This is a genomic window from Photobacterium sp. GB-50 (genome assembly GCF_003026755.1).
GTDB lineage: Bacteria > Pseudomonadota > Gammaproteobacteria > Enterobacterales > Vibrionaceae > Photobacterium.
This window is the reverse complement of record NZ_PYNX01000001.1, coordinates 1-25,196: the sequence shown is the minus strand read 5'-3', so window position 1 is coordinate 25,196 and position 25,196 is coordinate 1. Positions and strand designations below refer to the sequence as shown.

General features: G+C 38.7%; 23 protein-coding genes, 1 tRNA gene and 1 pseudogene. 10 read left to right on the top strand and 15 right to left on the bottom strand.

Annotated features, from left to right (window positions below):
- Positions 1-95: 95 nt before the first annotated feature.
- From C9J41_RS00120 to queE, 3 genes are all read right to left on the bottom strand, one after another.
- Entirely contained in the window at positions 96-1,397 is a 1,302-nt protein-coding gene (locus tag C9J41_RS00120) for a GGDEF domain-containing protein (protein ID WP_107205795.1), read from the bottom strand.
- Between the two features lie 990 nt (positions 1,398-2,387).
- Complete coding sequence (gene asnS / locus C9J41_RS00115) at positions 2,388-3,788, bottom strand: asparagine--tRNA ligase (RefSeq protein WP_107294074.1); 1,401 nt, start codon at positions 3,786-3,788, stop codon at positions 2,388-2,390.
- A 274-nt stretch (positions 3,789-4,062) separates the two neighbouring features.
- Complete coding sequence (queE, locus tag C9J41_RS00110) at positions 4,063-4,731, bottom strand: 7-carboxy-7-deazaguanine synthase QueE (RefSeq protein ID WP_107294073.1); 669 nt, start codon at positions 4,729-4,731, stop codon at positions 4,063-4,065.
- 275 nt (positions 4,732-5,006) lie between these two features.
- Between queE and C9J41_RS00105 the strand changes: the two genes are divergently transcribed.
- Entirely contained in the window at positions 5,007-6,221 is a 1,215-nt protein-coding gene (locus C9J41_RS00105) for an ROK family protein (RefSeq protein WP_107205798.1), read from the top strand.
- Positions 6,222-6,270: 49 nt separating this feature from the next.
- Here the strand turns inward: C9J41_RS00105 and C9J41_RS00100 are convergent, their stop codons facing one another.
- The 9 genes from C9J41_RS00100 to bioA all read right to left on the bottom strand — a co-directional run bounded on the left by C9J41_RS00100 (position 6,271) and on the right by bioA (position 15,979).
- Complete coding sequence (locus C9J41_RS00100) at positions 6,271-7,173, bottom strand: LysR family transcriptional regulator (protein ID WP_107205799.1); 903 nt, start codon at positions 7,171-7,173, stop codon at positions 6,271-6,273.
- Between the two features lie 163 nt (positions 7,174-7,336).
- Positions 7,337-8,089 carry a lactate utilization protein C gene (locus tag C9J41_RS00095; protein WP_107260753.1) on the bottom strand — a complete coding sequence of 251 codons (753 nt, stop codon included), beginning with the start codon at positions 8,087-8,089 and terminating at the stop codon, positions 7,337-7,339.
- 16 nt (positions 8,090-8,105) lie between these two features.
- Positions 8,106-9,518 (bottom strand): LutB/LldF family L-lactate oxidation iron-sulfur protein, encoded by a 1,413-nt coding sequence (locus C9J41_RS00090; RefSeq protein ID WP_107260751.1) that lies wholly within the window; start codon positions 9,516-9,518, stop codon positions 8,106-8,108.
- A 12-nt stretch (positions 9,519-9,530) separates the two neighbouring features.
- On the bottom strand, positions 9,531-10,250 hold the full coding sequence (locus C9J41_RS00085) for a (Fe-S)-binding protein (protein ID WP_107294072.1): 720 nt from the start codon (positions 10,248-10,250) through the stop codon (positions 9,531-9,533).
- A gap of 99 nt (positions 10,251-10,349) precedes the next feature.
- Complete coding sequence (locus C9J41_RS00080) at positions 10,350-11,933, bottom strand: L-lactate permease (protein ID WP_107294071.1); 1,584 nt, start codon at positions 11,931-11,933, stop codon at positions 10,350-10,352.
- A 647-nt stretch (positions 11,934-12,580) separates the two neighbouring features.
- Positions 12,581-13,282 (bottom strand): ChrR family anti-sigma-E factor, encoded by a 702-nt coding sequence (locus C9J41_RS00075; protein WP_107260749.1) that lies wholly within the window; start codon positions 13,280-13,282, stop codon positions 12,581-12,583.
- The gene (locus C9J41_RS00070; RefSeq protein ID WP_107205805.1) at positions 13,272-13,844 is read right to left on the bottom strand and encodes a sigma-70 family RNA polymerase sigma factor; all 573 of its coding nucleotides are present in this window, start codon (positions 13,842-13,844) and stop codon (positions 13,272-13,274) included. Before C9J41_RS00070 ends, C9J41_RS00075 begins: the two co-directional genes overlap by 11 nt.
- Before the next feature lie 124 nt (positions 13,845-13,968).
- Positions 13,969-14,538 (bottom strand): LON peptidase substrate-binding domain-containing protein, encoded by a 570-nt coding sequence (locus C9J41_RS00065; protein ID WP_107205806.1) that lies wholly within the window; start codon positions 14,536-14,538, stop codon positions 13,969-13,971.
- 157 nt (positions 14,539-14,695) lie between these two features.
- Positions 14,696-15,979: an adenosylmethionine--8-amino-7-oxononanoate transaminase gene (bioA, locus tag C9J41_RS00060; protein WP_107245395.1), complete on the bottom strand. Its 1,284-nt coding sequence runs from the start codon at positions 15,977-15,979 to the stop codon at positions 14,696-14,698.
- 215 nt (positions 15,980-16,194) lie between these two features.
- On the opposite strand from bioA, the gene bioB reads away from it, so the two are divergent.
- Genes bioB through bioD form a run of 4 tightly spaced genes read left to right on the top strand, consistent with a single transcriptional unit; the run spans position 16,195 to position 19,908 of the window.
- Positions 16,195-17,247: a biotin synthase BioB gene (bioB, locus tag C9J41_RS00055; RefSeq protein WP_107205808.1), complete on the top strand. Its 1,053-nt coding sequence runs from the start codon at positions 16,195-16,197 to the stop codon at positions 17,245-17,247.
- On the top strand, positions 17,234-18,418 hold the full coding sequence (gene bioF / locus C9J41_RS00050) for an 8-amino-7-oxononanoate synthase (protein WP_107294070.1): 1,185 nt from the start codon (positions 17,234-17,236) through the stop codon (positions 18,416-18,418). Before bioB ends, bioF begins: the two co-directional genes overlap by 14 nt.
- Positions 18,411-19,235, top strand: a complete 825-nt coding sequence (gene bioC / locus C9J41_RS00045) for a malonyl-ACP O-methyltransferase BioC (RefSeq protein WP_107294069.1) — start codon at positions 18,411-18,413, stop codon at positions 19,233-19,235. The genes bioF and bioC overlap by 8 nt, the downstream gene beginning before the upstream one ends.
- The gene (gene bioD / locus C9J41_RS00040; protein ID WP_107205811.1) at positions 19,228-19,908 is read left to right on the top strand and encodes a dethiobiotin synthase; all 681 of its coding nucleotides are present in this window, start codon (positions 19,228-19,230) and stop codon (positions 19,906-19,908) included. Before bioC ends, bioD begins: the two co-directional genes overlap by 8 nt.
- Before the next feature lie 89 nt (positions 19,909-19,997).
- Here bioD and C9J41_RS21860 read toward each other — a convergent pair whose 3' ends face one another.
- On the bottom strand, positions 19,998-20,159 hold the full coding sequence (locus C9J41_RS21860) for a hypothetical protein (protein WP_199186999.1): 162 nt from the start codon (positions 20,157-20,159) through the stop codon (positions 19,998-20,000).
- A gap of 448 nt (positions 20,160-20,607) precedes the next feature.
- Here C9J41_RS21860 and htpX point away from each other — a divergent pair, with 448 nt between their 5' ends.
- Positions 20,608-21,495 carry a protease HtpX gene (htpX, locus tag C9J41_RS00035; RefSeq protein WP_107205812.1) on the top strand — a complete coding sequence of 296 codons (888 nt, stop codon included), beginning with the start codon at positions 20,608-20,610 and terminating at the stop codon, positions 21,493-21,495.
- An 88-nt stretch (positions 21,496-21,583) separates the two neighbouring features.
- On the opposite strand, the pseudogene C9J41_RS21975 reads toward htpX, so the two are convergent.
- Both C9J41_RS21975 and C9J41_RS00025 read right to left on the bottom strand, forming a co-directional pair.
- A pseudogene (locus tag C9J41_RS21975) lies at positions 21,584-21,997 on the bottom strand (MFS transporter); the annotation flags it as partial.
- 12 nt (positions 21,998-22,009) lie between these two features.
- On the bottom strand, positions 22,010-22,363 hold the full coding sequence (locus C9J41_RS00025; RefSeq protein ID WP_107205813.1) for a DUF6404 family protein: 354 nt from the start codon (positions 22,361-22,363) through the stop codon (positions 22,010-22,012).
- 259 nt (positions 22,364-22,622) lie between these two features.
- Here C9J41_RS00025 and C9J41_RS00020 point away from each other — a divergent pair, with 259 nt between their 5' ends.
- The 4 genes from C9J41_RS00020 to C9J41_RS00005 all read left to right on the top strand — a co-directional run bounded on the left by C9J41_RS00020 (position 22,623) and on the right by C9J41_RS00005 (position 24,923).
- Positions 22,623-23,084 (top strand): hypothetical protein, encoded by a 462-nt coding sequence (locus C9J41_RS00020; protein ID WP_233218461.1) that lies wholly within the window; start codon positions 22,623-22,625, stop codon positions 23,082-23,084.
- Between the two features lie 453 nt (positions 23,085-23,537).
- The gene (locus C9J41_RS00015) at positions 23,538-23,933 is read left to right on the top strand and encodes a hypothetical protein (RefSeq protein ID WP_107205815.1); all 396 of its coding nucleotides are present in this window, start codon (positions 23,538-23,540) and stop codon (positions 23,931-23,933) included.
- Between the two features lie 21 nt (positions 23,934-23,954).
- Positions 23,955-24,746 (top strand): phosphorylase, encoded by a 792-nt coding sequence (locus C9J41_RS00010; protein WP_107286980.1) that lies wholly within the window; start codon positions 23,955-23,957, stop codon positions 24,744-24,746.
- A gap of 86 nt (positions 24,747-24,832) precedes the next feature.
- Positions 24,833-24,923: transfer RNA gene (locus tag C9J41_RS00005), tRNA-Ser, on the top strand.
- Positions 24,924-25,196: the final 273 nt, after the last annotated feature.

The window sequence follows — 25,196 nt, the reverse complement described above, 5'->3', positions numbered from 1 at the left end:
TCCTTGAACAATGAGTGATCTATCAAGGATGGCATATTACAGTCATTATTTGCTAATTTAGTATCAAAAGTAAGCAGTCGTCAGCAATAACGTCATTAAATAATCGTTGATTGATTACGGCCGTTATGTTTTGACTGATATAACGCATCATCACTAACTTTATATGCTTCAGTAAATGATAATGTGTCCGACACCGTACCCCCAATTGAAATTGTGACATCAATCCCATGGATTGGGTATACCTGAATAATATGTCGTATTTCTTCTGCCTTCAGCTCTAATTGCTCTTTTGTCATAACCGGGAAGCTTAAAATAAATTCTTCCCCGCCCCAACGTATAGCGATATCACTTTGGCGGATACATTGATTAACTCTTTCCGCGACAGTACGTATTACTTCATCGCCCATTTCATGACCATAGGTATCATTTATAGACTTAAAGTTATCAATATCAATAATTAACAAATAGAAGCTTTTTTGAGAAAGAAGCTTTTTCTCATAGTAATCACGTCGATAGAAATGCGTCATAAGATCGCGTTGTAACGAAAATTTTCTTCTTTTCAATCTTGAACGTAATAGCTGAATCATGAAGGTTAAAAATAATGCAGGCGTAAGCGATACTTTTAAAATAGCCAATAAGTTTACACCTACATAAAAGGGATCTTGGCTAGCACAAGGTAATAGTTCTTTTATGTTATAGCCATGCTTTGCTGGGTTTTCATAAAGCACCGTCTTGAATTCGTTATTGTAACTTTTAAGTGCTTCATGAAGTAAGTTACTTTTTATATCAATAGCCAGCAATGCATCTAACTTACGATTATTGTAGATAGGGTAATATAATGATCTGATATTTTGGTTAGATCCTTCTTCTACATACCTTTCAGTCAATTTTAAATTACAGCCATAAAAATAGCGGTAAGTTTCACCAAGACCCTCTCGTTTAATAATTCGCTTTATTATATCGTTGTCATGATTATTTTTATAAAGTTCTAAATAAAGGGGTCTAGCGGGATCAAAATGGACATAGTCAGCAGGATTTTCAAAAACAGCAATCGTCCAGATGTTATTATCTGTAAGCTCATCGAGTTGAGAGCGAAGACGGTTTATTCCTGTTGATAATAATTTCACATCTGAAGGTTTTTTTACCCAAACGTCAACGTCATTGTAATCGTGCAACCCTTTTGGGATAAAGGTGGTGCTTGTATTGTTGTAATATGAACTAAAACGTCGACTTACAGAGTAAATAGAATTAATTTTTTCAAAATATTGCTCATGAAATTCGTCTAAATGATAGGCGTTGTAAGCGAAATATCCACCTGATATTCCTATGAATAAAAGAGAGAAAAGTTTAAGGCTACTGATTAAACTTTTGTTTTTATTTGTCAACTTACCAAACATTTGCAATATCAATACAAGAAATGAAGGATGGGATTTTATATCTTAAAAGTATAAATTCAATCATATTTGCCATCTCTTTGATGAGGATATTTTATTGTATCAACAAGTAAAATCTATCGAATTTTTTTTATTCATATTAGATACAATTAAAGCACATTTATGGGTTTTGAGTAAGGTCATAGCGGTGTTTTTAATCCTATTGTAAAAATATCAAGACAGCTGACTGCTATTCTTATTTTCATGAGTTATGGATTCGAAAAGATAACTGCATCTTGGTTATCTTACCTTATTACCTATTCGACTATTATTTCTGATATAAAAGATTATGGCAAAAAATTAGATACAGATTATTGGTTAGAAAGACAATAAATCGAAAAATATCAACGTGTAGCAAAGCCGCTCAAATACAATTAAGAGTGTTAGAATATGATAGTCATGATATCCGCTATATTGGTGTAAAAATAGGAGCGGATAAACTAAGCACTTCGAACGGACTCATTGACTTTCCAATCATTTTTGTAATAAGTGTTTATCTTTTCATTCTGAATATGATGATAGTTTTACACCCACAAGTTGGTTCATAATCTGTTCTGATTTAGGTCATTTGAATGGACTGGTTGTCGTTAATCGTTATTTAAAAGATAAATTAAACCAGAGAAATATTTATTATTACTGGTTAATATATTTCTTATTATTGTGCTTGATCGCAGCGGGTATTATTGACTATTTCATTCTCAGCTGGGATTAAAAAGTTATTAGGAGTAGGGTGAAAAAATAATGAATTTATTTCATATTATCAACCTATTATATCTCTTGATAAGAAGATTTAAGAGTATTATTACTCAAAACCTGTGCCGTTTAACAACCTAGACTTTAATGATTAACGTCGTTTAATGTCATTGTTAATCAGATTTCTTCAAAATGGATGATAAAAGAAAGGCTGCCAATAGGGCAGCCTTTTTGCGTTTTGCAATTCTAAACTAAATACGATTAGAAGTTTGCAGAGCGTGGAGTACGTGGGAATGGGATCACGTCACGTACGTTACCCATACCAGTTACGTAAGAGACTAGACGCTCAAAGCCTAGACCGAAACCAGCGTGTGGAACACTACCGTAACGACGTAGGTCGCGGTACCAACCCATGTGCTCAGGATCTAGACCCATCTCAATCATACGTGCATCTAGAATGTCTAGGCGCTCTTCACGTTGAGAACCACCGATGATTTCACCAATGCCAGGTGCCAATACGTCCATCGCTGCTACTGTCTTACCGTCGTCATTCAAACGCATGTAGAATGCTTTGATGTCTTTCGGGTAGTTCTTAACAATTACAGGTGCTTGGAAGTGTTCTTCTGCAAGGTAACGCTCGTGCTCAGAAGACATATCAATGCCCCACTCAACATCGAACTCGAACTTACGGCCAGAGTCTTGAAGGATCTTAATTGCATCAGTGTAATCAACTTGTGCAAAGTCAGATGTTACGAACTTCTCTAGGCGAGAAATTGCGTCTTTGTCGATACGTTGAGCAAAGAACTCAAGGTCGTCACGACGCTCTTCAAGTACCGCTTTGAATACGTACTTCAGCATGTCTTCAGCAAGTTTAGCTACATCGTCAAGTTCTGCGAATGCAACTTCAGGCTCAACCATCCAGAACTCAGCTAGGTGGCGGCTTGTGTTTGAGTTTTCAGCACGGAATGTTGGGCCGAAAGTGTAAACCTTGCTTAGTGCACACGCATATGCTTCAGCATTTAGCTGACCAGAGACTGTTAGGAAAGTTTCTTTACCAAAGAAATCTTTGTCAAAGTCTACTTCGCCTTTATCAGTCATTGGAATGTTAGCCATGTCTAGCGTAGATACACGGAACATTTCACCGGCACCTTCACAGTCAGATGCTGTGATAAGTGGTGCAGACATCCAGAAGAAGCCTTGCTCGTGGTAGAAACGGTGGATCGCTTGAGATAGACAGTTACGAACACGTGCAACAGCGCCGATCACGTTAGTACGTGGACGAAGATGTGCAACTTCACGTAAGTACTCAATTGAGTGACGAGTTTTAGCCATCGGGTAAGAATCTGCATCTTCAACCCAACCAACGACTTTCACGTTGGTTGCTGCTAGTTCAAAATCTTGACCTTTAGCAGGAGATGCTACGATTGTACCGGTAACCTCAACAGAGCAACCAGTTGTAAGCTTAAGTACTTCATTCTGGTAATTATTTAACTCATTAGGGACCACGGCCTGAATCGGGTCGAAACAAGAGCCGTCATAAATGGCAAGGAAAGAGATCCCAGCTTTGGAATCACGACGTGAGCGAACCCAACCGCGAACAGTAACTTCACTGTCTACCGCTAGTTTGCCGCTTAATACGTCTGTTACAGGCGCGTAAGTCATGTTTAAATCATTCTCCGTTTAGGCACTGACTTTGGAATTAAAGTATCTCGTGCTTAAAGATATTTATGTATTAGCAATATTACCTTTCTTACGACAAGCATCAAGTATTGATATCAATCAAATGATAAATTGATGAAAGAAATAGGCAATTTGAGGTGATAGTTGGTTAATTATCGGTCATTTGCAAGAAACCGCTTCGCTTTAGCGTTGTAAAACATTAAAGCGAAGCGGTTTTTTGATAAATGTTTTATAAATCAAGCAAAGTACAGAGCGATTAAGCGATGGCTAGATATTTGTGTGTTTGGATCGATAAACGCCAGTTACGTTGAATACATGTTTCAATACATAGTTCTGTTGCACGTGGCTTTTGACTAATAGGTTGAAGCGCAATCGTGACATCAGGTTTTAGCGTCACGCCATCAATGAGCGCATCAAGTTGTTCAATGTCTTTGCTAGTGCCGACAGGGTGCTTGATCTCGTTAGCACGCGCGAGGGAAGAAGCTAAAACGGGCAACTTTGCTTTCATGTTAATTTTTGGCGATACCGTTACCCAAGTATTATCACTGGTTTGAATTTCAGATGTGCCACTGGTTTCGATCTGACAATTAAAGCCAGCTTTTTCTAGTGCATGAGTTAAAGGACGAAGATCGTAAATACAAGGTTCACCGCCTGTAATAACAATATGTTTAGCCGTATATTTTTGATCTTGTAATAATTGCACTACACCATTAGCGTCAAGATTAGTCCAAAGTGGTGAGTCCCCAGTTTTAGCCATGATCTGCTCTAAGCTAACTAAATCTTGTGACTCTGCTGTCCAAGTTTGTTTGGTGTCACACCATGAGCAGCCAACAGGGCAGACTTGTAATCGAACAAAAATTGCAGGCACGCCAGTAAATACACCTTCACCCTGAATTGTTTCGAATACTTCGTTAATTTTGTACACGTTGAACCTCTTATTTTCACGTCTATAACCATTCTAGTGTCAATGAAACATGATCATTATTAGAAAAGTTACTGCGTGAAATAAATCCGCTAATTAAAAAAAAGAGTAGGCAAAAAAGCCTTTTTTTCATTATCGCAGAAGCGAAACTCAATGTCTTTAGTCGTTGATAGTGATACTTGTCACGTACTGACGATAAGAGGCTTCACAATTACTTCGCAAAGTAAAAAAATTAGTTTCCGAAGGTTTTTAAGCTGATTTTTCTCAGGAGTATCGACATGTACGTCGCTCAGCCAGGCCATATCGATCATATAAAAAGAAATAATGCCGGCAGCGTATATAAACTAATTGATTTGTATGGGCCGATCTCGCGCATTGAATTGTCTAAACGCAGTCAACTTGCCCCCGCAAGTATTACTAAGATCACCCGTGAATTAATTGATGCGCATTTAATTAAAGAAACGCAATTTCAAGAACCGAGCAGCCGTGGACGACCTGCTATTGGGCTAGTTCCTGCCAATGAAGGGTGGCAATTTTTATCTATTCGTTTAGGTCGTGGTTATCTTACTATTGCTTTACATGCACTTGGCGGCGAAATTCTAGTAGAAGAACGTCAAGATATTGAGCAACTGCATCAAGAAGATGTGGTTAAAAAGTTATTAGCTGAAATAAACATTTTCTTTGCCAATCATGTTAGCGAACTAGACAGAATGACAGCGATTGCAGTGTCATTACCAGGGTTAGTTAATTCCAGTGAAGGTATGGTATTACAGATGCCACATTATAATGTGTCTAATTTACCCTTGGGTGAAATTATTCACAATGAAACTGGACTGCCTGTTTTTATCGGTAATGACACACGTTCATGGGCTTTAGCAGAAAAATTGTTCGGTAATTCTCGTGGTATTGCAAACTCCATTTTGATTTCTATTCATCATGGTGTGGGAGCGGGGATTGTCCTTGATGATAATGTGCTGCAAGGGAAAACCGGTAACGTGGGTGAGCTTGGGCATATTCAAATTAAGCCGTTTGGCAAACGTTGTTTTTGCGGTAATCATGGCTGCTTAGAAACCGTTGCGAGTTTACAGGCCATTTTAGAACAAGTGAAAACGCAGCTTAAAGCAGGACATGAATCGATGCTGAATCATATGCCTTTAACGATTGAATCAGTATGTGATGCGGCAGTAGAAGGTGACAGTTTAGCGCGACAAATTATTGTGGAGTTAGGTCATAATTTAGGGCAAGCCATTGCGATAATGGTTAACCTATTTAACCCTCAGCGCATTTTGATTGGTGGGGAGTTTAATCGTGCTAAATCGGTACTTTATCCTGCGATTATGGATCGTATTAGCTCGCAAACCTTACCTGTTTATTTCGATGGCTTAGAAATAGAAGAAAGCTGTTTTTACACTCAAGCGACGATGCCGGGAGCGGCTTTGGTTAAACAAGCGTTGTACGATGGGCATTTATTGATGAAACTCGTCGACGGTTAATTATAATTGATTTAACTGATTGCTATAACTAATTGATACTACATGGATATTAGAATTTTTCTTTAATTTCCATGTAGCTTTCTCGAATATGTTCAATCAGTGCTTGAATCCGTTTAGCAGGTTTTCTGGTATACGGATAGACAGCATAAATCCCCACCACTTTACCCGCATGTGCCGAGAGCAATTCAACTAACTCACCGCGCTCTAATTCATCATGAACTAAGCAATTGGGTAGATAAGCGATACCATTACCTGCGAGGACATTTTTTTTCAACGCTATCGCATTGTCGGATGAAAAGTTTCCGCTGACTTTTTGAGTGTAAATTTTATTTTGTTTAATAAATTGCCAGTCAAAAGGGCCAGTACTTTGAGGGTTATAACCTAGACAATTATGGCTATTTAGATCTTTAGGTTTTTCTGGCTTGCCATAATGTTCAATGTAAGCGGGTGAGGCACATATTACCCAGCGAGAATTAAAAATATGACGAGCGATTAAGCTTGAATCTTCGAGATAACCGGTACGGATCACCAAATCGTAGTTATCAGCAACGAGATCGACAAAGTGATTGTTTAGCGACATATCAACCGAAAGACCGGGGTGTTTCTGACAAAAATCAGACACGGCTTTTGCTAATACTAATTCGCCTGAAATTGTCGGTACTGACATCCGAATTTTACCAGAGAGTGCTTCGCTGTAGCCCTTCACAGAGTCAAAAGCAGCTTGAGCAACATGGTTGATACTTTTAGCACGATGGTAAAGGACTTCACCGGGTTCTGTGAGTGTTAGCTTTCGTGTGGTGCGATATATAAGTTGTAAGCCTAATTCGGTTTCAAGTTTGCTAATACGCTTGCTAACAACGGATTTAGTCACATTATTGAGTTCAGCAACCTTACTGAATGAGCCATGTTCAATAACTTGAGTGAATAAAACGAGATCATCGATAGCTGGCATTATTTATCCCACTTAAAGCCTAATAGGCGAAGGATTATATACTTAAAAAGATTAAATTCTAGATAAAAAAACGCAGCCCGAAGACTGCGTTATTCGTATTCCCGTAATGTGCTTAACCACTAGTATCCTACTAGTTTGCTATCACTATTGGTGATAAGTAAGCTTACATATCATCAATAATGATGTAGGTGGCAAAGACGGGCCCATGCACACCAACAACTTTGATCAGCTCGATATCTGCTGTCGAGCTCGGACCTGAAATAAAGTTAACACATGAAGGTACACGTTCACCGTTCATGGCTTTTTGATGCAGAATCTCAGTTGCTTGTGTTAAACGAGCAACGATTGAGCTTTTAGGTACAACGAATACAGAAGCTTCTGGTAATAGGCTTACTGCGCGACCCTGTGCTGGGTTGCTGTAAAGTACCATTGTGCCTGATTCTGCTAACGCTTGTTCAGCGAATACAACACCAACTTTTGCACGTTCAGCTACTGTGATGTTTGCTTCGTAACCCGCCGAGTGATCCCAAATGTAAACACCATGCTTATCGGCGCTCAAATCTTTCGGGTCAATAATGTTAAGTAGACGAGTATCTGCGGTAAAGATGGTTTCACCAACAGGATCAATGTTTGTTTCGTCTTCGCTGCAATATTTGAAACAAACATTACGTAGTGCTTCTGCTAACTGTGCTTTGGTTGTCACAACAGCTTGTGCGCCTAAAGAAGACTGCGTGTATTCGACCAAGATATCTTTTAATTCATCTTGTGATTTATCAGCAAATACGTCTTTGTGACAGTTATATTTTAGGTTCGGACGCTCTACTGGGGTAGTAATACGCTCACGACCAAGTTGTTTAGCGATGTTGTTAAGGAAACTATCGCGATTATAAATGCGTTGCTCATTTTGAGATGACATACGGAAAGCTCCTTAATTATTTATTTTTGTTTTTAAACCAACTGCGGAATGACTCACCCGATGGGTTTGGTAAATCACGCGTCTGAGTCCATGCGTTTAGTAGACCAACTTTAAATGGTAATTGACCATTTTTAATCAGTTTACCTGCAACGATAGCACCGATCTTAACGGTTTTATCCCATAGTGCAGGGTGAGCATTCACAAAGCTAAATCCACTGACGGAAGCTCGCTCCATGGAATCTGTGATTTTCTCTTCACCCATGATTTGACGGTGTTTAAGCAGCAAATCAGACAATGGTATTTTCACCGGACATACGTCATGACAAGCACGACATAAGCTACAAGCATTGGGTAGATCTTTAAAATCTTCATAGCCGCCAAGTAGTGGCGAAAGTACCGCACCAATAGGGCCTGAATAGATTGAACCGTAAGATTGACCACCGATATGGCGGTATGCAGGGCACGTGTTAACACACGCTGCACAACGGATACAACGTAGGATAGAGCGGAATTGAGAACCAAGAATTTTAGAACGACCGTTATCTACAATCACCAAGTGGAACTCTTCAGGACCATCACAGTTACCGTCTTCACGAGGACCTGTAAGTGCTGTCACATAACCTGTTAGAGGTAGACCTACTGCACTTCGACATAGCAAACTCGCAACAATATCGAATTCTTCAAACGTAGGAACGATACGCTCCATACCCATTACCGCGATATGCGTTTTCGGTAGGCTGGTTGCAAGACGTGCGTTACCTTCATTGGTCACAAGGGTGACGGTGCCTGATTCTGCGATAGCAAAGTTACAGCCAGTAATACCGATCTCTGCTTCAAGGAAATCATGACGAATATGTTTACGAACAAAACGTGTCATTTCTTCTGGATCAGAAGAGCCTTCGTAACCGAGTTTCTTGTTGAAAACATCACGAATTTGAGTACGGTTTTTATGTAGTGCTGGTACAACGATGTGTGATGGCGCATCACAATCATCGACTTGAAGAATGTATTCGCCAAGATCGGTTTCAATCACTTCACAGTTATTACGCTGAATCACTTGGTTCATACCGATTTCTTCGGTCACCATGGATTTAGACTTAACCACTTTTTTCGCATTCTTTTGCTGGATAATCTTTTCGATGTAGTTAGTTGCATCTTCAGCTGTTGCTGCAAAGAATACATGACCACCGTTCTTTTCAACGTTATCGCTAAGTTGTTGTAGGTAGTAGTCTAGGTTTTCAAGCACATGGTTACGGATATCCATACCCATTTCGCGCCACTCTTCCCAGTTACCGAGTTTCTCCGCAGCAACAGCGCGATTTTTGAACATACGTTCTTGTGCATTAGCAACAGCGGCACGCATAGACTCGTCTTTCATTTTTACATGAATACGATCTTTAAATTTTTGGTTGCTTGTTTTCATTGACATAATAATGACCTCTTAACGACTCATCAGCACATCAACAATGTGCATCACTTTGATTGGTTGACCTTCACGGCTAATACGACCACCAATATTTAATAAGCAGCTAATATCAGCGCCGATTAAGAAATCAGGCTCTACTGCTTTAATGTGACGCACTTTTTCTGTCACCATCTCACCGGAGATTTCAGACATTTTCACAGAGAATGTACCGCCAAAACCACAACATGTTTCTTGGTTTTCGATAGGTAAAAGCTCAAGTCCTTCAACGTTGCTTAGAAGAAGTAGAGGTTCTTCACGTACGCCAAGTTTACGGATCAAGCTACAAGAAGGATGGTAAACACCTTTACCTTCAAGACGAGCACCGACGTTTTCAACACCTAGCTGACGTACAACAAATTGTGTTAGTTCGAACAGACGATCAGCGACTTTTTTCGCGCGCTCTGCCCATTCTGGCTCATCTGCTAAATACTCAGGGTACTTTTTAACCGCAGCCGCACAAGAACCGGCTGGGGTTACGATAGGGAAGTCATTGATCTCAAAAGCTTGGATCATACTTTTCATTGCCGGCTTACTTTTTTCAATGTAGCCACTATTTAATGCAGGCTGACCACAACAACCTTGACGTTCTGGGAAGATCACATCGCAGCCAAGTTGTTCTAGTAAACCTACTGTTTTTTTGGCAACTTCAGCTTTTACTGTATCGCCTAGGCAGGTGACAAAAAAGTTTACCTTCATTTTATTGCTCCAGTGGCGGGTTACCGCCTGATTGTTCATATTTGAGATTGGCTTACCCGAAAGCAAGCCAATCATTTATCTAATGTTATGTAGGGACAATTAGATAAAAATGCTGACACATGCTGCAATCACACCGTACAAAATCATAGGGATCACTGTACGCTTAATGATGTAGCCTTCTTTATTTGCAATACCAAGAATGGTCGATACCGCAATAATATTGTTAATACACACCATATTACCCATCGCACCACCAACAGATTGCATGGCTAAAATAGTGGTTTCAGGCAACCCAACATTGTGCGCGATACTCTGCTGAATTGCGCCAAAGGTTAGGTTTGAAACGGTTGCTGATCCTGAGAAAAAAGCACCAAGCGCACCTAAATAAGCGGCGCAGTATTGCCAGTTTTTACCCATTAGATCAGCAAAGGCATTACCCGTTGTCATAATGGGTGAGTGCTCTCCACCAATCATCATAAACTTCACCATAATTAACGCGCCTACTAGGGCGATAAACGGTGTTTTAATGCGTGATGCGGTATCACTAAATACTTGTTTTGTTTGCTGCATATTCATTTTTAGGAAAGGAATTGAAATAAGCACTACCACAAAAAACGGAATTAATGCCGGCACATAGAGTGTTTTATATGCCCAAGATGTATCTGTACCTAAAATATGACTAAGCTGAATGATTAACGCTTGGCTAAGATGTAAATCAGCAAAACCTACATTTAGATGTAACATCGGCGTTGCATCATTTAATAGGCCTTTGAGACCAAGTTGCTTAATACGGGTTACGATTAAAATAACAATCAGTAATAGTGTTGGCGCCATTGCTTTAAAAACAGTACCAAATGGTAATCTTGCTAATTTTTCATCGTTGTCAGCATCTGTCTGCTTTTCTAAACCAATATTGTAACGAGCAAAAATAATCGACAGCGTTAAGCCAATTGCGCCACCGATCAATGCTGGGAACTCGTAGTTCCACTGGGCTAGACATACATAAGGTATAGTACATGACCAAATGCTTAGTTGGATAAACACAAAGTTGCGTTTTATTTGTTGCCAGTTAACAACAAACTTAAGCGCAATGACGGGAATAACCACCGCTGCCGCTGTATGCATAATTGCTGATAGGCGACCGACATCAAGCAATTCTGTATCGGGAAGTCCTAAGTTGCCTAAACCAAACCATGTAGGTGTACCCACTGCACCAAAAGAGACTGGAACAGAATTCATAACCAGTGCTAGCATGGCTACACGTAATGGATTAAAACCAAGACCGACTAATATCGGCGCTGCAATTGCTGCCGGGGTACCAAACCCTGATGCGCCTTCAATCATAAAAGCGAATGCCCATCCAATAATCATCAACTGACCGACTTGGTTTTTACTGATGCCTTCTAACCATTGGCGAATCACATCTTCAGCACCAGATACGTTTAACGTACGATTTAATAAAATAGCACCTGCAATAATTGATATTGGCGTTATCGCGGATAATGCACCAGAAATGACGTTTGCGGCTAAAAGTTGGCTTTCTGTACCAAAATAGACAAGTTGTAAAAAACCAACGATGAGTGCCGTCACTGGTAATGCGATATGTGATGGTAACGCATTCTTTTTTGTCATCATCCAAATTAAAAGCAAAATAGGGATAACCGATATTGCAAGATTTAACATATTTCCCACCTAAGTTATTTCGTTGTTTCACGAAATTGTTTTGTTGTTATTTTTAATTATTTACTGAGTGACACGTAATAACTGAACGTATAACCACAGTGGGAAGAGTATTTTAGGTTGGAAATAGATGATGACTATCTATTTTTTAATCCCAAAGGTGATGAAAAATAAAAGAAATGTGATGCTAGTTGACAATTATGTATCAGTGGTTGTTTTTATATTTATTTATAATCAATGAGTTGTGTGTTTCTGGAGAGAGTGTTTAATAATTGATTAGGTGAGTATTGGAAACAAACATTTTGCGATTCCAACCTAATAAAGATGCTAATTTTTTGAATAATAGATAAGTTTAGTAAAAAATAAAATAAGACTTATTTTCAAATGAAATCGTATTTGTTGTAATTAAACTACAAGTGCGATTTTATTTTTGTATAAGAATGGAAATATAAAACGACGTTATTTTGTTTATATTATAAATAAGGTTGTTCTTATATTTGAAATTGTAAATGAATGGTCAGGTTAAATATATATTGTCGAGGTGAAGTGAAAAATTATAAATGCAATGAGTCAATAAATGAATAAGGTTATAGAGCCTCTCAACGGTATTTCTAGCTATAAGGAATTTAGCGAGAGGCTGTAAGTAAGTCTTAGTATATGGCTTTACCTATACTGTTAAACAGTTGGCTCACACCTTGAGTAAAATGAAGTGGGGCATTTGACACGGTGTAGCAAAGGCACCCTTCAGAAGTTTTTGGGCTGTGTCCTGAATGTGACTCATCAAGTAAGATAAAATCACCAGCAACATAGTGCCCGTTTTCATCTTCGAAATCCCCAGCAAGCAACAGCGTAAGTTCGTAGCCTTTATGAGTATGAGTCGGGATAGTACCGCCTTTGCCTATGTGCAATAAGCTGGATCTGACTTCACCTTCTTCAAAGGGTAATCGAGCACGACTAATTTTCCCTAAATTACGCCAATTTAACTGATGAAATTTAGTGAATGCTCTCGGTAATGCATAGGTTATACCTTTACATTCAATAGTAAGGGACTCTGGCTCATGGTATGGCGTATTGTAATCACTACTCTCTGTAATGTCACTCAGCATGGCAGAAAAACATGCATCTACTTTAAGATCATGCTGTAAATCACGTTGTGCATCTTTTGCTTGCGCCCAAGAAGCATTGGCAATTTGAGGTGTTAATTGTGATTCTAACTGTTGGCAATGAGGGCAAAGTTCAATATGTGCTGCCACAGCCAGCGACATAGAAAGGGGTAATCTACCTTCTATGTGTTGCTCGAGTAATTGTTTATTGGGGTGATGTTTGATTAACGATATATTATTAGTAGGCATCGTCACTCTCCAAATGCGAACGCAGCTTTTGCAAGCCTAAGCGTAACCTTGATTTTACGGTCCCCACTGGGAGTCCTAACTGATCGGCAAGTTCTTGATGTGAACGCTGATTGAGATAAATTTCCTTCACTACAACTTGTTGATTTTTTGGTAATGTTGCTATTAATGTAACGAGCTCATCACTGAGCTGTTCGTTACTTGGATCATCAGATGTTGTGACGAGTCTCTGTTCAAAAATAGGCCAGATATCATCACTGTAATTATCTTCTTTTGTTGCTTGACGCTTACGTAGAATATCAAAGCATTGGTTACGCATTATTGTATAAACCCATGTTGATACTGCCCCTTTCTCAGGATGAAAAAGGTGTGCTTTACGCCAAACAGTAAGCATTGTTTCTTGAACAAGCTCCATCGCATTCGCATCATGCTTGAGGTGTTTTAAACCATAAGAGCGGATTTTTGGCGCAAAATGAGAAAATATAGCGGAAAAGGCCGTTTTATCACGGTCTGTTGCTACACTAACGAGTAATTGTTTTTGTTGCTCAATACTGATCTCATTCATTGTGGGTGTTCTCAACCTATAATGATGACTAGATTGAGAATTAGGGTATGTAATAATAGACATAATCTCAATGTGTATTGATATAAATAGTGAATAGTTACATAGTGATACGTCATTAATTTAGTTATGGATCATTTTTCTGCAAATTATCATCAATTACCGTGTGTAGAAAAGATAAGGCGGCAGTATGGTCGTTTCGGCTCATGAACCACTGCTTTTGGTTGACTTCTAAGGGTAAAATTTCAAGCCAGCGCTGACATACCCATGTCATGTCTTCAAAATTAGGGGCAGGGTAATAGCTTGCATGATCTGGATGTTCTTGGAAAAGTACTTTAAGGCTGTTTGCTATCTCAACATCGGTATAGTTAATATCAGTACTTTGCCAATTAGGGACGGAAGATATCCTGCCAAAGAAAAGATCGTCTTCATCACGCCAATGATCGTCAATAAGAAATAACTCAACGGCTTGAATTGTGATACTCAATACACCGTCTGGTAAGGAATCAAAATCAGTGATAACTACGCGTGTGCCAAAGTGGCAGATCGTATTATCGATTGACATGCACAAACCGAATCCATTTTTGTTTGTAGCTGCAATTTTTACCAGTTTGATATAACGAGGTTCAAAGATCCTTAATTTGCTGATCCCGCCTGGTAATAGATAAACATCTAGTGGAAACAGAGGTATTTGCATAATCTTAGCCCTAGCTGACGTACTCTCATCGATACTGTACTTAAATTATTATTATTTTTAGTACTGGCATCATGACCTAAAGTATAAGCAGACATAAATAAGATTTTTGTCTGCTTTATGATAAATCATGCGATATTTTCGCTAGAATTAATGACCGTTATATTGAACTTATAACTTTTTTAATTGCAGTCGTCAGTAGGGTTAGCTGTGAAGAGCTAATAATGAATGGCGGCATAATATAGACAAGTTTGCCAAAGGGGCGAACCCAAACGCCTTGTTGAACAAACTTCTCTTGAATACTTTTCATTTCAACAGGGTGATGCAGTTCAACCACACCGATTGCACCTAACCAACGGACAGATTTTACATTTTCAAGTTCTGCAATTACTGGCAGTTCCTGCGCTAATTGCTGCTCTATATTTTTGACTTGTTGTTGCCATTTATTTTCTGCTAATAAATCTAAACTGGCGTTTGCGACGGCACAAGCAAGGGGATTCCCCATAAATGTTGGTCCATGCATAAAGCATTGCGCTTCACCGCTGCATACGGTATCGGCGACATGCTTGGTGGTCAGCGTGGCTGACAAGGTCATATATCCACCCGTTAACGCTTTACCTAAGCACATAATATCAGGGCTTATTTCTGCGTGTTCACAGGCGAATAATTTACCTGTTCGACCAAATCCGACAGCAATCTCATCAGCAATAAGTAAAACATTGTATTGATCACAGAGCTCACGAATACGTTTTAAATACGTTGGATGATAAAAACGCATGCCACCTGCACCTTGAACAATGGGTTCAATAATCACCGCAGCAAGATCATGATGATGAAGACGTATTTTTTCTTCAAAGTCAGCAATGTCAGTTTCATCCCAATTATCCCCAAATCCACATTCTGGCGATTTGGCAAAAATATGCTCAGGTAAAAAACCTTTATAAATGCTATGCATGGAATTGGTGGGATCAGTCACAGACATCGCGGCAAAAGTATCACCGTGATAGCCATGGCTAACCGTTAAAAATTTTGTACGAGATTCATTTTGTGCGTGCCAATATTGCAATGCCATTTTAAGAGCAACTTCAACGGCAACAGAGCCAGAATCGGCAAGAAACACTTTGTCTAAAGGATCTGGGGTGATGGAAATGAGTTTTTTACACAAATCAACGGCTGGCTGGTGGGTGATACCACCAAACATCACATGTGACATTTTATCAAGCTGCGCTTTTGCCGCTTCAGTTAAAACTGGGTGATTATAACCATGAATAGTCGACCACCATGATGACATACCATCGATTAACTGCGTACCATCTTCAAGGGTGAGATAAACGCCTTGGGCTGATGTAACAGGGTAGCAAGGTAGGGGAGTAACTGTTGATGTATAGGGATGCCAAACGTGTTCTTTATCAAAATCAATATCTATATTGTTTGTTTTTTGCACAGATGTAAACCTCTGTTATTATCCATAGTTGACAGTCTACGTGCTGTTAGTAGACTAGCCAAGTAGTAATAGTTCATAGAGTTATCATTTAATAGCTTTTTACTGAGTAAAAGTGAAACAAGACGTTAACAAATAGAGCTGTGAAACATCAGGTAAACATGAAGGATCGAGCAAGTCCTTGTGAGTCGTAAGATAACTATAATTGAGGTCAGACTGTGGAAGTACGTAATAATTGGACAGTAGAGGAAGTCCAAGCTTTATTCGATAAACCCTTTATGGATTTAGTCTTTGAAGCACAGCAAGTACATCGTCAATATCATCAGCCTAATCAAGTACAAGTCAGTACTTTACTTTCGATTAAAACAGGCGCATGTCCTGAAGATTGTAAGTATTGCCCACAGAGTGCTCATTATCGTACCGATGTAGATAAGGAACGCTTATTGGAAGTTGAGCGTGTCCTAGACGCTGCAAATAAAGCAAAGCAATCAGGCGCAACCCGTTTCTGTATGGGAGCGGCTTGGAAGAACCCGAAAGAGCGCGACATGCCGTATCTACTCGATATGGTTAAAGGCGTAAAAGAAATGGGTTTAGAAACGTGTATGACGCTGGGTATGATCACCAGTGATCAAGCCGATACGCTTGCCGATGCTGGTTTAGATTATTACAACCATAACCTTGATACCTCCCCTGAATACTACGGCAATATTATCACCACACGTACTTATCAAGATCGACTTGATACGTTATCTCATGTTCGTGATGCTGGGATGAAAATTTGTTCAGGTGGGATCATTGGAATGGGTGAAAGCTCGCGTGATCGCGCCGGATTATTGGTTGAGCTAGCGAACCTGCCTGTTCACCCTGAAAGTGTACCGATTAATATGTTGGTCAAAGTGAAAGGGACACCGTTAGAAAGTGTTGATGATGTCGATCCTTTTGACTTTATACGTATTATTGCGGTTGCCCGTATTATTATGCCAATGTCAGCGGTACGTTTATCAGCTGGTCGTGAAGACATGAATGAGCAGATGCAAGCGCTTTGTTTCATGGCGGGTGCTAATTCTGTGTTCTATGGTTGCAAATTACTGACAACACCAAACCCAGGTGAAGATAAAGACATGCAGTTGTTTGCTAAGTTAGGGATTAACAGTGAGCAACAAGCAGCGAAACCTGATGAAGTTCAAGAGCATGAATTATTAGGCAAAGTGGCACAACGTGTGGCATCTCGCCCGACTAAAGATGACATCTTTTACGATGCCTCTGTTTAGTCAACGCTTTCGCCATGCGTTAGCAGAACGAGATAAACAAAAGCTTTATCGTAGCCGTACTTGTTTATCTCGTAAGCTGGGTAATGAATCAGGACACATTTCTGCGGATCAACAATCATTTGTTAACTTTTCAAGTAATGATTATTTGGGATTAGCACAGTCATCTGAAATCATCGAAGCATGGCAGCAAGGGTTGAGCCTATATGGTGCTGGCAGTGGCGCATCACCCTTAGTGACAGGTTATCACTCTCCCCATGCAAATCTAGAAGCGCAATTATCGGAATGGCTCGGTTATGACAGGGCGTTACTTTTCAGTAGCGGATTTAGCGCAAATCAAGCTTTGCTTTTTACGCTATTACAAAAGCACGACAGTGTGTACCAAGATAAGTTGAATCATGCTTCATTGATGGAAGCGGGCATGTTATCACCAGCAATGATGAAGCGTTTTCCACACAATGATATTGATGCCCTAGATAGATTACTTGATAAACAAGTCCTTGAACCTAACCAAGCACGAATGGTGATAACAGAAGGCGTATTTAGCATGGATGGTGATTGTTCACCGCTTAAAGCATTACGTCATGTTTGTGATAAACAACAAAGTTGGTTAGTGGTTGATGATGCACATGGGTGTGGTGTACTTGGCGATGAAGGAAGAGGGAGTTGTGCAGCGAGCGGAATAAAAGCAGATATTTTAGTGATCACATTCGGCAAAGCGTTTGGGCTTCAAGGCGCTGCAATATTATGTGATAACGACACTGCTGAATATTTGATTCAGTTTGCACGACACTTTATTTACTCAACAGCAATGCCGCCAGCTCAAGCCTATGCATTAAGTAAAGCATGTGAAGTGATACAGCAACAACCTTGGCGACGAGAAAAATTAACAGCGTTAAGTGATTTGTTCACCCAGCAACTCGATGCTTCTATACCGTTGCAGTACACCATTACCCCTATAAAACCGATAGTTATTGGTAGTAGTGAACAAACTATCGCGATATCTGAGCAGTTAAAACAGCGTGGATTATGGGTAGGTGCAATTCGTCCTCCGACGGTTCCTCAAAATACAGCTCGTCTTCGCGTCACATTAACAGCGACACATAATGATAAAGATATTCGTCTGCTTGCTGCATCATTAAATGAGGTAATTAATGAGCAATATAATGGATAAATTTAATACGGCGTTAAATACCGAGCCAGCGATGCCAATAGATAAACAAGCGGTTGCATCGGCTTTTGGTAAAGCGGCGAAAAATTACGATAACGCAGCGGCATTTCAACGTAAAGTTGGGCATTTATTATTAGAGGAATTACCTCATCTTCATGCCGTAGGAAGCCATAAAAAAGCGATCGATGTAGGTTGTGGTACGGGCTATTTTAGTGCGGAATTGGTAAAGCTTGGCTTTAATGTGACGGCAGCTGATCTGTCTTTAGAAATGTTAGCGCAAGCCAAGCAACGCTGTAATAGTGATTGTGATTATCTATTGGCTGATGCTGAAAATTTGCCATTGGCAGACAATAGCTATGATATTGCATTTAGTAGCTTGGCGTTACAGTGGTGTGATGACTTAGCTGTACCACTTCAAGAATTAAAGCGTATTGTTCGGCCGGGCGGTATGATCTTTTTCACAACGTTGGTTGATGGCTCGTTAAATGAGTTAAAAGATGCGTGGGCACAAGTTGATCAATATCAACATGTTAATGATTTTAAAACAGAAAATGAAATAAAAGTTGCGCTGGCGCAAACAGGAACACAGATAGATAAATTAGTATTCTCACCCATAGTCGTTCATTACCCATCAGCATTGGGGTTAATGAAAGATCTAAAAGGCATTGGCGCTACACATTTGCAACAAAAAAGGAAAAATGTGTTATTAGGTCGTAAAACATTGAACGCGTTAGAGCATGCCTATGATGCCTATCGTGATGAAAGCCATTTATTACCCGCCACGTATCAAGTTTGTTTTGGAGTTTTAATTAATGACTAATGCTTTTTTCCTTACTGGGACGGATACCGAAGTCGGTAAAACAGTCAGTAGTCGCGCTATTTTACAAGCGGCCAGTCAGCACAATATTCAAATGGCAGGTTACAAGCCTATCGCTTCAGGCAGTGAAGAAACAGCCGAAGGACTTCGCAATTCAGATGCTTTATTTATACAACAAGCATCGCCGGTTGAGCTTACTTATCAAGAAGTGAACCCTTATACATTTAAAGATCCGGTCTCGCCGCATTTGGCTGCAGAAAGAGAAGGTAAAACCATTGATTTTGATGTGCTTTCACAGGGCTTAGCACACCTTAAAGCGAAATCTGATGTGGTATTAGTGGAAGGAGCGGGGGGGTGGCGTGTGCCCGTTACACGTACCGATTTCTTGTCTACATGGGTTAAACAAGAAAAGTTACCTGTCATTTTAGTGGTAGGCATTAAATTAGGGTGTTTAAGCCACGCCATGCTTACGGCTGAAGCTATTGAAGCTGATGGTTTAGAGCTGGTTGGCTGGGTTGCTAATCGGGTTAACCCTGGAGTTGAAAATTACGCAGAAATGATAAAAATGCTAGAGCTTAATTTACCGGGTGTGAAATTAGGGGAAATTCCTTATATGCCAGGTATTAATAGGCGTGATTTATCATCGTATATTCAATTAGAAAAGCTTGGGTTATAGCGTTTAATCATCGTTTTTTTATACACAGAATAAGATAAAGGCACTCATTGAGTGCCTTTATCTTTATAACTGACCGCGGTATTACACAATTAATTATCTTGGTTAAGGCCAATGAGTAATTCTTGTGTTTCTGTTGCTGATGATTTTGATACCTGATCAATACCCAGCTCTTTATGTGCTTCTTCTAAAGACATGCCAAGGTGACAACGTAAAATATCAACGGCAACTTGGTAATTCTCTTTACTAGCCATGAATCCTCCCTGGTTCAACATTTTGTCTAATATAAACACAGTCACAATAGTAGAGAATGTTTTCTGAGGCAATAAGACTAAAGTCTAATAAGTAAGATAGTGCACATTTATTGTTCGTAACTTATTGATATTATGCAGTTAATGATTATGGTAAATATGATATTAATTTTATATTAATGAGGGATAAGAGGATTAAAGAACGTCATAGATTGAGGATATTAAAAAAATAAAGCAAAACCTTTGTCTGTGTTCGCTATTGATAAATTGCCACTTTGAACATATATAAAGAATTAGTAACAATTAAACTCTTTAAATCATACGTATATTCATTGAATATAGTGTTAAGTTACAGACTTTGTTTACTATAGAGTCAGTATTAAGAGATAGCATCGATTCTACTGATAACGGTAGGAATTGAAATAATTTCTAAGTGGAGAATATTAGAAATATGAAGCGTATTGCATTGTTTTTATTAACAAACTTAGCAGTAATGCTGGTGTTCAGTGTTGTATTGAACATTGTTTATGCTGTAACAGGGATGCAACCCGGTAGCCTTTCTGGTTTGCTAGTTATGGCTGCACTATTTGGTTTTGGTGGTTCATTGGTTTCTTTGATGATGTCAAAGTCAATGGCCCTTCGTTCTGTTGGTGGTGTGGTTATCGAAAGCCCACGTAACGAAACAGAACACTGGTTGATGGAAACAGTATCTCGCCAAGCACAACAGGCGGGTATTGGTATGCCAACAGTCGCGATTTATGATTCGCCAGATATTAACGCATTTGCAACAGGTGCGAAACGTGATGATTCACTTGTCGCTGTTTCTACAGGTTTATTACACAGTATGACACGTGATGAAGCTGAAGCTGTACTTGCTCACGAAGTGAGTCACGTGGCGAATGGTGACATGGTAACAATGACGTTAATGCAAGGTGTTGTGAATACCTTTGTTATTTTCGTTTCACGTTTAGTGGCTGGCGCAATCAGTGGTGTGAACAATAACGATGAAGAAGGTGAAAGTGGCGGTAGCTACATGACATACTTTATCGTATCGACCATCATGGAAATTCTATTTGGTTTCTTAGCAAGTATTCTAACAATGTGGTACAGCCGTCATCGTGAATTCTACGCTGATGCGGGTTCTGCAAAGCTTGTTGGTCGTGAGAAGATGATCGCAGCACTTGAGCGTCTAAAAGTGAGCCACGAGCCACAATTAGAAGGTTCAATGATGGCGTTTGGTATTAATGGTAAGAAGTCATTATCTGAATTATTCATGACTCACCCACCACTAGAAAAACGTATTGAAGCACTTCGTCAAGGCGAGTACTTAAACAAGTAATCGACAAAGACACTTTCTCAACTAGAAAGCGTTAAATAAAGCCCTATTAATGAAAATTAGTAGGGTTTTTTTTGCGTTTAACTTGCGTAGTGAGCAAGTAAAACGAGAAAGAGGCTTGTCGAACTACGCCAGAAGTTAATGGCACAGTCCCCAGCCAGCAAAAAACGATAGTCCCATCAGAAATAACCGCAGTATTTTCAGTTACAGGCAGTGTAAAAACGCAGTAATGACGCCTGTTCTTGCAGGTAGAGTGATGCTATTTCATCGCGTTTGTTGAATCGGTCACCCCAAATGCCCCAAAAATAAGATCCAGGATATTAAAGATACCGACATAGGTCTGCGCAATAGCAGCGGTTGGTGCAGGTAAGTCTTTATCTGCGAAATAGTTTGGTAAGTGCGTCGCGATAAACATAACCTGAAAACCGCAGACAAGAAACCCAAGTGAATAAATCAAAGCTTTTGTTTTGAAATACTCCTTTAAGGCTTCTGGTTGTGTTTGGCTCTATAATTAATATTATTTTAACTGATGCCAAGGGCTTAAATTAAAACGCTTTGCGCTGTAGTAATAATACGTAGCCATTGAAATACCTGCGGTTATGCCTGCAAATAGAGAGGTAAAAATAGCAGAAAAAAGAGCAATAGGCGTATCGCTGATTATCTCTGCAAGAATGAAAATAATCGCAAAAATAAGACTATACCATGCAGTAAAAATGGAAAAGTTGGTTTTGAAATGGCCATAATGAGGGAGAGGTGCTTGTAATCCTGACCAGTGCAATAATTGAAAGCTGATAGGATGACTATTCGATGGCTGAATGCCATAGCGCGTTAATTCTTGATGTGCTAAGGCTAATTGCTGTTCGAAATGCATTATTTTATCCCTAAACATAGTGTATGTGAAAAAGACAGCGTTATTATTTTGTAGTAAAAAATGAGTTTAAACAATCAAATTAAAATGAAAAGCTAATAAATTAATAAAGAAATTTTTATGGTTGTGATTTGTATTTTTTATCGATAAATGTCTTTATTGTTTTGCATTAATTATTGCTGTAAGGTTGCCGACCGAGATATAAAACATCATTTAATTAATGTTTCTCACCGAAGCATTATTTCTTATTGAGTAGCTATAAGTGTATAAGTTATTGTATATATTTTTAATTATCTCTTTTCCTTCATTTTCATTAAGCATAAATAGCTCTTCAGAGAAAATGCAGTTGTTAAAAGTTAAACAAGAATATGAGAACCAAATTCATCAATGTCAATTACTTGAAAATAGAAAATTAAAACCTATTAATGACTCATGGTTAAGTAGCCAACCTTTAGAAAGAAAAAAGATAATACTTAATGAATTGAATAATATGGCTCTTCAGCGGTGTGTTATAAAAAAAGAAAAAGATTTTACATATAAGTTATTGGATTATACAGCTAAAACAGGAGATAAATTATTTCTAAATAGTTGGCTTATATTTCAATCCGCTTTATATACTGCAAGAGATAATTTAGCATTAACAGAAGAAGAACGACAAAACATTAATCGGCTTGCGAAGATGCCAAAATATTATTATCCATTCAATATGGAATCTGTAAGTTAATGCTTAGTAACAAGTAAATGGGGAGAAGGAACTCCCCATTTAAATTAAATATTAATAAATGGAGATAGAATAACTACTCCGAGAACAGCCATAAGTAAGCTGATCCCTGCTGGTATAATCCATTGTTTTTTTGTTTCTTTATTATTTTGCACTCCGATTGAACCTCCTAATCCATTTAAGAGCTAATGCTTATCTTACATCCTGTTAAGCATTCAATTTATGATTATTTAAGAATAGCTATTAAAAACATAAAATTTATAACAAAGTTGTTAACTTGTGATCTCGAGTCAATAAAATAAGTAAAGAGATTATATTTATAAAATATATGATCTCGCTAACGTTATTATTTTTAGAATAAAAGCTCAAAACGCAACACAAAATTCCATTTTTATAGCTATTATTTTATTTATATTAGGAATATTTTGTCGTGTACCTCTTTTATGGAGTTTCACAATGACTAACTTTAAATATTACAGCGAAGATTTACCTTGCTTTATCTGTCATAAACGAATGGCTAAAACTGAACTTGGATGGTTTACACCAAGTATGAAAGACGATGTGCTTGAGCAGATAAAAAGCGTTATCTCTCAATCAAATACAGACTATGAAGAGTATTTTTCAGTCAGTATCATATGTTCAGAAGATGAAGCGCGCGATTATTTGCTACTGAACTATTATGGTTATTCTGAACATGAAATTAACCATGGACAAGTTAACTCAGAAGATTCAACCGAAGTGAATGATCTCATTTCAGAGCATATGACATCAGAAGGTGTTGCAATGTTTAAACATGAGATTGCGTTACAAAGCTGTGAAGAGTGTACTCCTGAGATTGATGAAGACTATTAAATAAGTGGTAAAGGAAAGAATATGCTGTGGGATATCGGTTATGAAAAGTCGAACAAGGGTTTAGCGTCAGGCGAGTTACTACCTTTAATAACAAACGATCTTATCATTGAGCAAAATGGGATAGAGTTTATTGTTAATGTTGAGACAGAGAATATGAAAGTTAAACATTCTCCATCTGTAGCCACTCATGATCCGTTTGTATCACCATATAATCCTTCAGCATATATCAACACGATTGGAGAGCAACACGTTTGTTTATTAAATAAATTTCCTATTGTTGTTCCTCATCTACTTATCTGTGCGAAAAATTATATTCCGCAAACGTCGCCATTAGTGTTAAAGGATTTTGAAGCTTGGATAGAAGGAATAACGGATGATAGCGTCTTAGGTTTTTTTAATTCAGGTGCGATAGCAGGTTCTAGTCAAATGCATCGGCATATGCAGCTTATTAGAACATCACTGCCTTTAGAAAAGACAATTCTTCAGGGACTATTACCCTTTAAACATGACTTGATGAGATTCGAATATTTAAATGCAGCAGATCTTTACCAGCATTATTTGTCGGTTATGGAATCAATGCAGTTGTATATGACATCGAGTATCAATGGTTTAACAGAATGTCACCCGTATAATATATTATTAACACAACGTTGGATGTTGCTTATTCCTCGCACAAAGAATCAAGTTGGCGAAATAAAAGGGCATGGGGTGAATTTTATTGGCCGCTTTTTGGTGAGTTCAACTGAACAATTGCAATGGCTTGAAAATTACGGTTTTGAACGTTTTTTAACAGATTGCGGTGTTCCAAAATAATAATCCGTTAAATTCGATTAAAGACTGTTCAGTTAGTACTTATCACTATTTACACTCGGTATTTACTTCGCTATTATTCGCGCCATGGAGAGATGGCTGAGTGGTTGAAAGCACCGGTCTTGAAAACCGGCATACGTTTATAGCGTATCTAGGGTTCAAATCCCTATCTCTCCGCCATATTTAAAACGAAAAGCCGCTGTTTAATCAGCGGCTTTTTCGTATCTAGCGTATTGAAGTTGCCCATACCTATAGGGTGATACAAAGGGTTCAGGACAAACTACCTTTCTGTATTTACTACACAACTTTCTCTACCTAAACTACTGCGCTTGAAGCTGTTTCTTATTATGACCACAAGCCACAATAATTCTTAAACATGGATATGAACCCTGCTTTGTCTCCATCTCTCTTATCTCCATTCTCTTTCTTTTAGTACTTGTGTTATTCCTATAT